The organism is Halorientalis persicus (assembly GCF_900110215.1).
GTDB lineage: Archaea > Halobacteriota > Halobacteria > Halobacteriales > Haloarculaceae > Halorientalis > Halorientalis persica.
The window spans coordinates 1-13,220 of the sequence record NZ_FOCX01000009.1 but is presented as its reverse complement, the minus strand read 5'-3'; the positions used below and the strand labels follow the sequence as shown (position 1 = coordinate 13,220).

Below are 13,220 nucleotides of genomic sequence, written 5' to 3'. Positions count from 1 at the left end.
GGATCACTTGTCGAGTTGAGACTGCGATAGACGCCGACACCCGCTGAAACGGGGGCACCGGCCGATTCTGGTGACGGGAAACTGGGTGACTGTGCATCGATTCAGGATCCCTCGTTGTCGGTGGAGTCGTTCGGATCAGCGATGTCCGTGAGCCACTCTGTGCCGCCGCCGTCGCCGTCGTTGGAACTGGACCCGTCCTTCGACGGCGGGCTGGAGTTGTTGGGTGAGAAGTCCTGGAGCGGGTGGCTGCCCCCCGACGTGTCCGGTGACCCATCTGCAGTGTTGGGACTGCCGGTGTCGGAATCTTTCATCGCTCCTCCGCCACCCGGCGGTGGTCCATCCGGATCGTCGCCGTCGTCTAATCGGGCAGGACCATCCCTGCCCATGTCGTCGGGCTGGCGGATCTCGTTCTCCGTGGCCTGGTATTCGCCAGTGTCAAGAGTTTCGTCGGGCGTCGACCGGCCTGCGTCGGGAACGTCGTGCGTGCCAGTCCGACTAAGCGTGTCTTGTGCGTTGCCTTTGGTGATCCGATCGCGAACGCTCGCTTCGTTCCATTCTGGCCCATCCGACGCGGGGTAATCGGCACTGGGCAGTTGTTTTCTACCTTCACCTTCGGGGAGACTGTTCTCCGGAGGAACGCTCTCGAACGGGTCATTATCGATCGCTTCTTCACCGTATGATTTTCCCCTACTGGCGAGACTCTTGTATTGGCTGCCTGTCTCTTTGATGCTCCCTGCTTTCTGACTCGCCTTCCAGTGGGCCTTATCTGCTACATCTGTGGCTTTGCCTTTGACAGCGCCGCCGACGTCGACGTTGTCCATCCGTTCTTTGGCGGCGTCGAAGTTGTCTTCGGGCCGGGCGGCGACGTTGGCTGACTTCCCAACGGCTCCTTTTGCGGCGCTCCCAGCGCCCACTGCCGTGCCTTTTGCTTTCGACGCGGCCGCGCCTTTCGCTGCAGAGGCTTTCGCAGCTACCCGGTTATGTTGCGGGTCAGACACCGTTGAAGCAGCCTGATTCAATGCGCCGATACTGGCGATTGAAGAGATACTACTCATCATGAAGATAGGGACAACAAACCCAACTAGAAGGGGGAGCGTGAGTACCATTGGCTCAACGATTGTCGAAGTCACAGCTGATTCACCAATGCTATAACTATCACTGCTGAGAAACGTGGCAGTAAGAGAAACTCCTAGAGCGGTTGGGATCGGAATTGTAGCAAAAATAAAGAGATACTTGAAGGCTTTCTTTGAGATCCCCTTTGCGACCGGAACCCCACCGAAATAGCACGCAACAAGGATTGGCAGGGCATACATCAGGAAGTAGACCCCGAAGATTCGAAGAACATGGAGTATGACAACAAGCAATAGGAGACCAACGCCGACAACTCCAACAATCAATCCAGCAAACGCGCTCCCGCTGACTACTTGCCCAAAGTTGTTACTAAATAGATTAGACCACTCGGCAGAACTTATGAGCAAATAAGATGTTATTTCGCTACTGAAATGGAGCAAATAACCAAATGCCCACCAGCTTGCCCACATAGCGATGACTCCAGTGATAAGCCCATTTGCAGCTTTCTTCTTGTCGTAATTACTGAATAGACCCCATGGTTCGCCAGCTTTCCGCGCGTACCATGAGCCCACTAGAATCAGCAGACCTAGTGGAATCAGGTGGGGATCTTGCCCCCACCGTGACTGATAGATGACTTGCCAGACACCGTTTGTAGGTTCGCCAATGACATACCCATTATCGACTTGAGGCTTGGGGACGTAGGTGACAAAATCAATTACAGTGCTAATCGCATTACCAAGGACTGTACCTATGCCATTGACTATCGCTTCAATGGCCCCAGTGATACCCTTAGTAACGACGTCTAGCAGCCCCATCCAAATCACTCACTGGTCACGGGATCAATTTCTTCAAGCGAACCTGGGCACTCTTTGTACCTTTCAGCGATATCTTCATCCTGCCAATCGCCCGCCTCTGCACTTCGGGTATACTCGGTTTCCACCGAAAGATCGGGGAGTTCTTTCGACATTACCGTAATTTCGACAGTTCCACTAGTGTTAATACAAGTCTCAAATCCGTAGGGGTCTCCATTAGAGAGCGCGTTGAAAGTCCCCCCTGGATTAATAGTAGTCTCATCGTCTGCTGTCACATCATTATGCATGTGCGACATTAGGTTAGAAGAACTCCTGTCTGCGGGGGCGTCTACTTGAAAATCATCTCTAACTTCACTGCCAATAAAGGTCATATTTGTAACTGTCACTGCAGTATTTCCGGTATTCTCGATTGTCACCCAGATCTGACGGTTGTTTTCGATAGCCGCATCTTTCTTGGACTCTGGAATACGTTTGAATTCGGACGGATCAGGCGAGTCCTGGCTAATTGCGCCAACTTCTGTAATCGTGAGCTCGGGGTAGAAGGTAATCGTCTCCTCATCGATGACGTTCCCACCGCTCACCGCCAGGACTGAATATTCGCCGGGCTCGTAGCCTTCGTATGAGAGAGACACTTGCCCGACGCCAGCACCAACGCTGGTACTCGATAGTTCCGAGTCCTCCTGGTCAACCAACCGTACTCGGTTGGTTTCTGCACTGGTGTTGAGCGAGACAACGAGATCGTACCCGTTGGTTTCGAGGGTGTTGATGGCGTTTCCGTCCACCAGTCCGTTGGATCCGTTGTCTCCGGTACTGTTCCCACCCGGGCCAGTGTCGCTACAGCCGGCGAGAGCAGTCGTTGCACCAGCGGCGATCGTGAGCAGAGCGTTACGTCGGGTCAGCATCGACTGTTCTTCGGTCATGGATTCGCTGTGGTTGCTCGTCCGCAATTCCGCTGTCGTCTGTGATGCCGTCTTCTCGTCCGTTTCAGCGCCGTTCTGCGATGGGGGGTTGGTATCGTGCATGGTTGCTATCGTTTGAGGATTTCACGGGGTGGCCAGGTGCTGATCCCCGGCACTTTGTCCATCAGCCAAAACGTCAGGAGGAACGGGATGGCTAGCATGATCACCCGTGAGATAATGCCAGCAATTCCGTCAGCTGTGCTAATCGATGACCGTGCCGGTGCGTCGGTACTGGCTGAGAGTTGTGGATCGTCGGTCGCCCACCAGTCAGCGGGGACGTACGTGATTCGGGGGTTTGTCGAACTCGGGGTTCGGATTACCGCCTGCCCGCTCGCGTTGGTGTCGTACTGCTCGCCCATGTACTCGAGATAGGCGTCCGTCCCAGCTGTCCGAATGGGATCGCCACTCGCGTCCGTCACTGTCACCGCAAACAGTGCGTGGGAATTGTTGAACTCCAGTAGTTCTGTCTCTATCTCGGGGCGTGTCACGTTCGCTTTCCGCTCAACCGGCAGGTCGTCGTTTGAGAGGTTTATCCCGTGGACGAGTCCGAGTGCCCGGATTTCACTCGGATCGTAGCTGTTGACACGGGCGACGACAGTCTGGGGCTGTGTGTAGTTGGTGTCCTTCGGGACCGGCGAGACACTCACGTTCTCCGGGATTGCCGGGCTCGGAGACTGGTACTCTGCCCGCCCGATCGTGTCTATGATGGAGACGTTGATCGGGCTTGGATCAACGTCTGGTCCGCCCTTGTAGGGGAATGCGTAGGTTCGGGCGGGGTGCAGGCTCGAATTGATGATGTTCTCGTTGCCCTGCCCCTTGATCCGAAGCGTGTCCCATGTGTCGTCCCGTGCGGTGTAGAACCGATACAGGGTGTTGATTCGGGTTTCACCCGGCAGATCGATACCTGCCCACGGCATTTGGGCAGCGAAGCTGACGCCCATCTTCTGCCGTTGGGATGGAAATTCAAACGCATACGCGGTTGCTCGTGGCGTGTTGTAGACCGTCACTTCTTCAGTATCAGACACGACTTTCTCTGAATCGATGTGGTTCTCCTGAACGGTCTCCCAGAAGCCGGGACCATTCTCTTGCTCCTGCCACTCTTGGATCTCCTTCAGCATCGTCACTCGAACCTCAGCGGCGAATGAAATCCGCTGCTGGGATCCCGCTCGCCCTGACGCGCTGAAGTTGATCGTGGGCGTGTGCGACCCGTCGCCCGTTCCGATGACGTACTCACTGGAACAGATATCTTCACGGTCTGGGTCACCGCCCTGTACGACACAGGTGGATTCGATCTCGTGGCGCTGGAGTTTGAAGATGGCCCGGCGGTCTGATCCAAGACTGTCGGGACCGGGCACGCGCACCCGGTAATCGACCGTTCCGAGGACTTCGCCTTCGGGATCGATATACTGGACCGTTTCATCTGGCCCCTTCAGCAGGTGCGTCGAGGGTTGGAGTGCGAACATCGTGGCGTGGGCGTCCTGGATCCATCCACGGTCGCCTTCCTCGAACTCCGAACCCGGGATTCCGACAGATCGGTCCTTCTCTTTCGCATTGAGAAGCGGGACGTTCTTGACTGCAGTTATATCCGCTTCCTCGGGCAGAGGGTGCCAGTATGAGGTCGTCAAGTTTGCCGGGAAATCATGGTGATCGTGTCGATTCCACGTGATCGGGGTTCGTGGGGGCAGTTGGTGAATGTAATCTGTCCCGTTCCAGAGTGCCTGTTCTAATGTTCGATTGCTACCTCCGTCTGAAATGTTGTTCAGCGTGCTTTCCGAGACGAATTGGTCACTGTCTAGCGACCACAGTCGGGCGGTTTCGTTGTCGGTAAGCCCGTTACCCTCTTCCTCGTGGTCGTCCGGATCGGGGTGTCCAACCACGGGCCCAACCACGATGAGAGAGATGCAACTCACGAACAGCAGCAACCTACTGGCGTCTCGGAGGGCTCTCTCGTTCATGGAGGGCGGAGGGGCACTGTGGGGTGTGGTGGAACTGGAGTGAAGACCGATTAGATTGTTTTGGGGGTCAGCCTCAGCTGAACGGGACCGGGTTAATGCAGCCGAGGATGTTTAGCTGGTTGATCCCAACCGAAATGGCAATCGCACCGATGAAGAGCATCCCAAAGCTGCCGAATGCTTTCTTCCGTGCGCGCTTGAGGTTCTCTTCCTGATCCTGTGAGAGGAACGAGAACGACATCCCCAACGTCGTGCCGAAGAATGTCACCGCCACGCCGAGGGCGCCGATTGAAAACGCGAGTTGGAAGAACGTATTCATGAGTCCCGCTAGTGCTTGCCCACCACCACTGTTCTCAGCGCCACTACACAGTGGCCCACCACCACTCTGGGCAAGAGCGGGGCCTGCATAGAGGTGCACCAGCAGGATCCCAGCTATGATCTTCTCACCGAACGCCACAGTTAGCCGATCGGCCTTTGCGCGGAGGATCGCCATTAGCGAGCGAAGGCGGAAAGGTGATTCAGGGGCGATACGCTCAATCGCTTGGTTGTGCATTTTCATGGGTGATTTGAGAGTTGACGAATTCGCGGTAATCGTTGATGCCCATCAGCTCCTCGTTGACAACATCTAGAGAAATGTTATCGAACGGGGCGGGCGGATCTTGGAAGGCAGTGCGTGCGCGTTTGGGATTGATCCCATCACGCCGCATCTCGCGTCGAATCATCTCAGTTAACAATCCAGCAATCGTTAGCCGTTCACAACTGTGGACATACACCCACAGATGTGTCGGGATCTGCGAGCGAATGTTTCGTCGCTCTATTGTTGCCATTGATAATCGAACCGGCCTCTTGGAGTTGAGAATCGTTCATTACTGAAGAGGTCTGCTGTATGGCGATTCTTCGACATCCGACAACCAGCCGGTCCAACTAATCCCTATTAAATGTTGTCCTTGATTATCAGAGTTTACATTCAGTCGGTATAGTATTTGCCGGTAAAAGATTATGAGCTGTCACAGGCCGATTGAATTCACATTTGTAGATCCATAATACCACGAAAGTTACTAGACAAATAACGGAAACCGGCAAATGTAATACTAGTATCTTGTGGCCGAATCTCGCGCGCGGTTTGCCATGGTTTGGCATATTTTGTAGCATACGGTTCTTGATATGCCGGACAGTTTAAATAGGACCTTCTGCCGAAGTATTCGCACAATGTCGGATTCAGATTCGAGCGATCATGAGCGCAGAGTCCTCACCGGCCACCCACAGCACCCGGTCTTTGACACTGCTCTCTCGTGCGTTCATCACTTCCTTATCCGGGTGCGAGTTGCTCTTTTGTCTGCAATTGCGTTTGCCGTGTTCTCCGTTGGGCTCGTCTGGGGGGCACGGGTCGCCCCAGGGATGATGGGTGTTCCCTACCCCGGTATTGCGTATATCGGATCTCTGGTTGTGGGGATGGTGCTGTCGCTGACTTGGTTGGGAGTGATGTACGCGCGCAAACCCTGGTATTGGGCTACGGGAGATGCGAGGTCTGGCTACCGTTTCAGGGCTGGCGTCCTACTGGGCGGGCTCGTTCTGATGCCGTGGTTTGTCCAGCCGCTGCTCTCGGTCCCAAGCGTGTTAACTCAGTTCATGTTTGCCCCGATTGAGTCGCGAGCGACCGACCCACTGGCAGGTCTGTTGCTACTCGGCGTTCCCATGCTGAAGGCATGGCGAGAAGATCCCATGGCTGTCAGCGGGTCGTCGTTTTTCGAGAGGTTCAATTACAATTCTGTGTGGGACCTCCACATCGCGGACGGAAACCGCGTCAAAGAGAGTCGACTTCGGCGGGCGAGGGGCGGCAATTCGTCACAAGATGATGCAGGCTCCCATAAGGACCCGAGCGAGGGGGGGCGGCGGAGAGACCGCAACTCAGACGATGAGAACGATGGTAGTGAAGAAGACCTGATCGATCAGGTTCCAGAGTCAGTTAAGGAGGAAATCCTCGAGCAAGCCCAGGAAGGAGAAGAGAGTTCTCGCTCCTCTGATGACGATACTGATGCTGATGCTGGTTCTGCTGACGAGAGTGATAACTCGGCATCGGATCAGGGGGGCGTCTGGAGCCAGTTGGAGTTCCAGTGGCGGGCGGGGAACAATGTTGATGTCACGTTTGATGACATTGGTGGGATGGAGAGCAAGATTGAGGAACTGGAGCGGCAGCTAATCCGACCGGCAGAGAGTGACCGTGAACGGTACGAGAAACTGGGCGTGACGTTACCGAATATACTGCTTTACGGCCCGCCTGGAACTGGGAAGTCCTACCTCGCTGAAGCAGTCATTGGAGAGTTGGAAACGCCGTATCTGCTCACCTCTGGCGGTGATATCACTAGTAGGTGGGTCAACGCATCCTCCTCGCGTGTTTCGTCACTGTTTAACGAGGCTGAATTGCTCGCTAAAGAATACGGCATGGCAGTTGTGTTCATCGATGAGATTGACGCCGTTTTGCCCGATCGTCGGAACACGCAGGGGGGCAATCAACACCAGGAGGACAAGAAGGTCGTCGACGAGTTCCTAAAGCACCTCGATGATTGCACGGACAAGAACATCGTCGTGATCGGAACGACGAACTACCGGGATGATCTCGACGATGCGGCGATACGGTCTGGTCGGATGGACCTGCAGCTGGAAGTGCCCCTCCCCGAGAAGGAAGCTCGAACGAAGGTGCTTCGGGCTCAGTTAGAGAGTCGGGCGTATGCAGATATCCCGGCGAAGGAACTGGCGACGATGGCTGAGTACCTCGATGGCGCGACAGCAGCAGACCTGACGAGAATTGTGGAGGATGCCGCGCTTTCCGCTGCCAACAACGGCTATGAGCAGATCGAGGCGAAGCATCTCTGGGCTGCCATCGACGACACTGTTAACGATTGAGCGTGTCTGCCTGTCTTGGTTGTGGCTCTCCGAGAACTGTAAATTGCTGGTTTCAAGGCCCAGTAGCGGTGAATTCTCCATTGCGTTTTTGTATCCCCGTTTCAAAATGCGGCCAGTACGATGGACAGACGGCATTTCCTCGTTACTCTCGGGACGGTCGCTATTGCTGGTTGTTCCTCATCAAGCGGTTCTGACCAGACGCCGAATCAAGACCCGACGCAAACAGCAACACCGACATTCGCCGCACCGACAGAAGAAGGGACTGCTAAATCTCCTAGCCAGATTGATCCATTCGCGCTCGACACGATCTCGGCTGTACTTGGTCCGTTGGACGGGGACGAGACCGTGCGGTCGTATGCTGTCGGGGGGTTCGGCGTCGGCGGTCCCGTGTATGTTGGCGTCTCTGGAACGGTCCCAGATCGTGATGATGGACTCCTCGCACGCACACGCGTAGAGCTTTCCCGGAATGGATCCCAAGTGGGGAGTGCAAAAGTCCGGGAGATTTCATCAGCAGCTTCGTCTAAGAATACGTCACAGAATGGATCCGTCCCCGTCCAAACTGCGGTCCGGTTCCCCAATACTGGCTCTTGGAAACGGGGGACTTACAGCGCTGATGTGGTCTTCGAGAAAGGGAAAACCGGAGAGATGCGCCAAGCGACGACGTCTTTCAATATGGTCGCCCCGCTGGAAGGGGATGACGCAACGCTTGTGAATGCCGATATTCCGGACTCAGTGAAACCCCAAGAGCAGTTTGACTACTCACTCACCCTTCGAAACACATCTGACCGGTCGAGTTCGGTCCTTTCGACTCTCGATGTCCGGCAAGCAGGTGGCGACTGGATACAGTTGAACGATTTCTTGTTGCGGCTTAATATCCCTGCACAGACCGAACGAACAGCCCATTTCAACGACGTATCCTACCAAGTTGGTGGCGACCTGGAGTTCCGGCTGAACGCCATTGACGAAACCTACACGATTCCACTTTCCGAGTGAGTCACAGCATCTTCCACAAGTTAGCGCATAGTGCCAATATGAGAAGGTATCTCAAATCAGATATCGCAACCAGTCGGGACATACTTTTTTCCGGTTTTCCGTGGATTTGTGCCCTGTTCCTGGGCGATATCCCCTGTACATGGAGCGTGAAACAATGCCAGTTGATTGGGACGACGTCAGCTACGTTATCAGTTCGCAGTATCGAATCGGTGCGTTAGAACGGCTGTCGGAGGGACCAACGACACCGTCTCGGATAGCGGCTGATACGGACAAAGGGATCGCCCATATCTCCCGAGCCCTCCAGGGGCTCCGTGAGCGGGGACTAGTCGAATTATTAGTTTCAGAGGATCGACGGAAGGGGCGCGTTTACGGAATCACAGAACAGGGTGAACAGGTTTGGGAAGAGATTGAGTCCGAGGAACTGGCCACAACCGGTTAGTTTTCGTGTTCGTCGCAATTTTGACCTACATCTCCCCAATTGAGAGAACCTTCGTAGTCCTCGCCGTCGGCTATTACTGCTTCCTGCTGGGCCAGTAGTGGGAATCGAGCCTTGTCGTGGCTGACGGTCTGGAACACACACCGCTTCTGGAGGTACGGCGCGATGTCTGTGAGGAATTGTTCTGGGTCGGCGTAATCCTGCGACGGAATACCATCAACTCTCCGGCAGGCCCTCAACTGGCAGAACAGGGGCTTGGATTCGATTTGAGAAAGATACCTAAGCAGACTATCGAGTTTTCTGGACGGGGCCGGCGAGTGGGACTAGAGATACTCTTCTACGAGGCTGTCGAGACGGTCTCGAAGCGCGCCGTCCCCACTGACCGTCCCGTCCTCTTGGATCCGGTACGATGTCCCCAGCTTTTCGACTGCCAAAACTGGACCGGCTTGAGTGTGTTCGACCTCGACAGTTGCCGATTCTGCCAGCCGATCCCGGAGTGCTTTAAACCCATTTGTCAGATCCCACTTCTGAGGTTCCTTTTCAGCTATGTCCTCTGCATCCCCCTTCACCGTGTCTTCTCCGTTGTCTTGACTTTCCCCGTTGGTATTTTCTCTGTTGGCACTGCCCCTGCCGCCACTTTCGGTCGATTCGCCCTTGCTTGATACCGGTTCAACGTCTACGTGGTCGGGTGTTTCGACGATTTTGAGGCGATTCGGCGGGAAACTGTAGTGGTTAATGTCCAGTGACTTAAGTTGAACTGGGCTTTCGACCGGGCGGATATTGGTATCGCTTTCCTCGATTGCAGGAAGAAATGCGACAACTACAACCGGTGATTCAGGGTCGTAGTCAGGGTTGTCTTCGGCGATCGATACCCACCTGTCGTTGTCTTCGTCGTAGTATGCGTTCCATTCTTCGCACGTTGCCGGCGGCGAGTTGATGACGACAGCTGTATCTGGGTCCTGGCTATTGTCTTCTCGATCAACTACTTTCACTCCTGGTTCGCGGAGTATCTCGACCCGGTCAACACCATCAGGGAGGTCTTCGGGCTCAGACTGTGTTTCTTCCGTAGGCCCACCATCTACTGCAGTTGGCTTCCCATCTTTAGAAGATCTCATGATATCTAACAGATACACTGTGCTATTATACCTTTTTGCCAGAGTCCATTACACTCCAACTTGGAGCCATCTTCTCTCTCAATCCGAGATTGAGGACAGTGTGAGCTGAGTTTTGTCTTCGGCCAACGGTTCTGGAGCCTCTTGACCCGCTTCTGAAGTGATGCTGTCCTCTGCTTGGGAATCATGGCTCTGGTCTTCGAATGAGGGGACAGTTGGTTCGTCGCCGTCTCCGAGATGGAATGCTCCACAGTGGTCGCATTGCTTGACGCCGGCGACGTCGACGGCGCCTGCATCCCAGTCGTGGCCGTCTCCTACCGAACAGAACTCGGTCTCCTTCGGATCGCCTTCGGTGATCCACGTGCCGCGGAACTGGGACTCAAGCATATCGAGTTCCCGGTAGTCGCGACGGGTCCCTTGGGCGGTCGCCGGACACTCTTCGCGGTGGGCGACCGGATCGTCGATCATCGAGTGGCAGTGCGTGCAGAACTGCGCCGGCGAACAGTCGTTGTTTTGGCTTTGCTTCAGATCCGCTTAGGCATCGGTGAGGCTCGTGCCTTCTAGATTGTGGGACCGCTCGCAGGACTGCTCACAGTTCGCGCAGAGATTGAACCCGGTCTGCTCGTCGTCGAGCCGGGCTTCGTAGCCGGCGGTGCCGCTATTCCCGTGTCCCCAGAGGGCGTACTCTTTGGGGAACCGGCCACGGCGGGCGGCCTCGACCGTGTGGGATTCGAGCCACTCGAAGTAGCGGAATACCTCGGGGAAGAACAGCTTGATCTCACGGAGTTCTTCGCGAGAACGCGAGAAGGCCCCACAGAGACAATCGCCGCTGACGTGGAGTTTCTCGTTGACCGGATTCGTCGGAATCTCGTGTTCGTCCTGGTACTCGGCGACCTCGGCGTCGGTGAACGAGACGATTGGGGATATCCAGATCCCGAGGTCGTCTTCCTGGATTCCCTTCCCGTCGATGTTCTCCATCCGGCGCTGACTTTCGTGTTCGCGAACGCCGGAGATCAGGAGCGGATCGCCGTCGACGATATCCGAAAGGAACCGCTGGAGGGGTTTCGATTTGAGATTCCGGAACATCTGGTTGTGAACAGCTGGACCCGGCATTCCGAAATTGTAGACCAGGTTGTGGTACTCTTCCTTTTTGAGGCGATACTGGCTGCCGACGACATGGCACGGCAGGCCGATCTCGTTGGCCCAGTTTCGGACCCATTGCCGACTTTGAGGGATACCAATACCCGTATCGATATCAGATCCACCGGAGACGAGTGCGAAGACTTGGTCATACGATTGCGATGATGCCTTCTTAAAGACAGATTTTGGAGAGTGGTATTGCGGTTGCATTCCTACCACGGCTGCTGGTCCTCAACACATCCGGAATCCAGGGTTCACATCCACCACTTTCTGAAAAACGACCGATCTGGGGGGTTGGTACTGGTTACCAGAAATCTTTGATTGGTGTCGTGAACTCTGTTACTCCACCCCAGCTCTTATTTTCAGATACGCTTCGCGGCCATCGACCGGACATCATCTGGCTGGATCTCATCAAACGAGCTATCTTCTTCAATGGTCTCAAGTACGGCTTCAACTGGTTCGTTAAACTGGAATAGAAGATGGACGCCGGACTTGTAGCCGCTGCTGGTTCGTTCACTTTCCAAGACACCATAGGTAGCTGCTTTGTTGATGTGACTATTGACTGTTTCTTGAGTGTAGATTTCTCGATCGGACATCTTACAGATTCTCTTGTATGCACGATATACTACGGGACTCGGTGCAGTCCCCTCGTTCACATCTGCTACTAGCGCAGCTGCGTACAGTGCTAGTTTCTTTTGCAGGGACATTCCCCCAACGATCTCAAGGACTCGGTTTTTCACAACTGAGTCATTTGCAGCCTGGACGTGTTCTTCCCGAACCTCTGTATCACCGTTTCGGTTCGCAATTTCTCCAGCGTCTCGTAGTAGGTCAATTGCGCGTCGTGCGTCCCCTTCATTTTGAGCCCCATATGCAGCGACGAGTTCTATGACCCCATCACTCAGGCTATCCTCCTTGAATGCGTCTCGACGCCGATCAAGAATTTCGACTAACTCGTTCGCATCGTAATCTGAGAAGTGAACCCCATTTGGATTGTACGAACTGTCCGTTCGACTGCCCAGATTCTCCCGAAACTTGGGGTAGTTTGTGACGATTACAGTAGAAATCAATGTGTCAACGTGCTGCTCAGCCATGGCTCGACTGAGACTATATAAGAGCCGCGAGTACGCCGGTTCATCTTCTCTTTTGTTACCAGTCAGAGCGTCAATCTCGTCGAGGATAAACACAAGCGAGTCGAAGTGTTGGTCAACAATCTCGTAAAGACGAACGTATTTAGCGTCTGTTGAGACACCCTTTCGGGGGATGTCCCACACGACACCTGCTTTCTGTGCAGTCTGGTAGCCAAGTTTCCAGACAGCACGATCGAGCGTGTGCGATTCCATCGTCTTGAAATTGACCGCGACAAAGTCGAAGTTGATGCCCTTCTGCTTTGCGCGTTCTTTGACTTTGTTCGCGACGGCTTTCACGGTCAGCGTTTTCCCAGTTCCACTGGGTCCATAGAGTAGAAGATCAGGCGGACGCTCTCCATCAAGTGTATCGCGAAAGGCACGGGCTTCTGCGGCTAGCTGTTCGTCTCGACCGTAGATCCGATCCTGATCAACGATAGTATTTGGATCAATGAGATCCTTGTTCTTGAAGACAGTCTTAGCATCACCATCTAGAATGTTGTCGACGACTGAGGAATCTGCTTCAGTTGATCCGGTATCATCCTCTTGGGCATGAGATGACTCGGAACTGTTATCCATTATATCCAACCTTGTGTACCATTCCCTAATAACCTTTGTCGAAATGAAAGGGGGTGAATCTAAATGAAGGGGGGTGTGTAGAAATGAGAACACCACCATCGAAATGAATTGCTCTCCTGCTAGTATCACTCTCAACCA

General features: G+C 54.5%; 12 protein-coding genes. 3 read left to right on the top strand and 9 right to left on the bottom strand.

The genetic code is table 11. From position 1 onward, the window contains the following. Positions 1-101: 101 nt before the first annotated feature. The 5 genes from BMX17_RS11060 to BMX17_RS25080 form a co-directional block, all read right to left on the bottom strand. The gene (locus BMX17_RS11060) at positions 102-1,886 is read right to left on the bottom strand and encodes a TrbL/VirB6 family protein (protein WP_092659973.1); all 1,785 of its coding nucleotides are present in this window, start codon (positions 1,884-1,886) and stop codon (positions 102-104) included. A 5-nt stretch (positions 1,887-1,891) separates the two neighbouring features. Further along, positions 1,892-2,803, bottom strand: a complete 912-nt coding sequence (locus tag BMX17_RS11055; RefSeq protein WP_139203478.1) for a hypothetical protein — start codon at positions 2,801-2,803, stop codon at positions 1,892-1,894. 107 nt (positions 2,804-2,910) lie between these two features. After that, positions 2,911-4,467 (bottom strand): DUF8186 domain-containing protein, encoded by a 1,557-nt coding sequence (locus tag BMX17_RS11050; RefSeq protein WP_139203477.1) that lies wholly within the window; start codon positions 4,465-4,467, stop codon positions 2,911-2,913. Positions 4,468-4,870: 403 nt separating this feature from the next. Then, positions 4,871-5,353 carry a DUF7985 family protein gene (locus BMX17_RS11045; RefSeq protein WP_139203476.1) on the bottom strand — a complete coding sequence of 161 codons (483 nt, stop codon included), beginning with the start codon at positions 5,351-5,353 and terminating at the stop codon, positions 4,871-4,873. Next, entirely contained in the window at positions 5,328-5,621 is a 294-nt protein-coding gene (locus BMX17_RS25080) for a hypothetical protein (protein ID WP_139203475.1), read from the bottom strand. The genes BMX17_RS11045 and BMX17_RS25080 overlap by 26 nt, the downstream gene beginning before the upstream one ends. A 382-nt stretch (positions 5,622-6,003) precedes the next feature. On the opposite strand from BMX17_RS25080, the gene BMX17_RS11035 reads away from it, so the two are divergent. The 3 genes from BMX17_RS11035 (at position 6,004) to BMX17_RS26945 (ending at position 9,130) form a co-directional block, all read left to right on the top strand. Further along, positions 6,004-7,698, top strand: a complete 1,695-nt coding sequence (locus BMX17_RS11035; RefSeq protein WP_170845390.1) for an ATP-binding protein — start codon at positions 6,004-6,006, stop codon at positions 7,696-7,698. A gap of 120 nt (positions 7,699-7,818) precedes the next feature. Further along, the gene (locus BMX17_RS25075; protein ID WP_139203474.1) at positions 7,819-8,691 is read left to right on the top strand and encodes a hypothetical protein; all 873 of its coding nucleotides are present in this window, start codon (positions 7,819-7,821) and stop codon (positions 8,689-8,691) included. A 154-nt stretch (positions 8,692-8,845) separates the two neighbouring features. Then, positions 8,846-9,130: a winged helix-turn-helix domain-containing protein gene (locus BMX17_RS26945; RefSeq protein ID WP_092660198.1), complete on the top strand. Its 285-nt coding sequence runs from the start codon at positions 8,846-8,848 to the stop codon at positions 9,128-9,130. A 320-nt stretch (positions 9,131-9,450) separates the two neighbouring features. On the opposite strand, the gene BMX17_RS11015 is transcribed toward BMX17_RS26945, so the two are convergent. The 4 genes from BMX17_RS11015 to BMX17_RS11000 form a co-directional block, all read right to left on the bottom strand. Then, positions 9,451-10,242, bottom strand: coding sequence for a hypothetical protein (locus tag BMX17_RS11015; protein WP_139203473.1), 792 nt, complete (start codon positions 10,240-10,242; stop codon positions 9,451-9,453). Between the two features lie 78 nt (positions 10,243-10,320). Further along, positions 10,321-10,707, bottom strand: a complete 387-nt coding sequence (locus BMX17_RS11010) for a hypothetical protein (RefSeq protein WP_092659954.1) — start codon at positions 10,705-10,707, stop codon at positions 10,321-10,323. 66 nt (positions 10,708-10,773) lie between these two features. Next, a complete protein-coding gene (locus tag BMX17_RS11005; RefSeq protein ID WP_092659952.1) occupies positions 10,774-11,589 on the bottom strand; it encodes a phosphoadenosine phosphosulfate reductase domain-containing protein in 816 nt (271 codons plus the stop codon). A gap of 152 nt (positions 11,590-11,741) precedes the next feature. Next, on the bottom strand, positions 11,742-13,082 hold the full coding sequence (locus BMX17_RS11000; protein ID WP_092660196.1) for a Cdc6/Cdc18 family protein: 1,341 nt from the start codon (positions 13,080-13,082) through the stop codon (positions 11,742-11,744). Between the last annotated feature and the right edge of the window lie 138 nt (positions 13,083-13,220).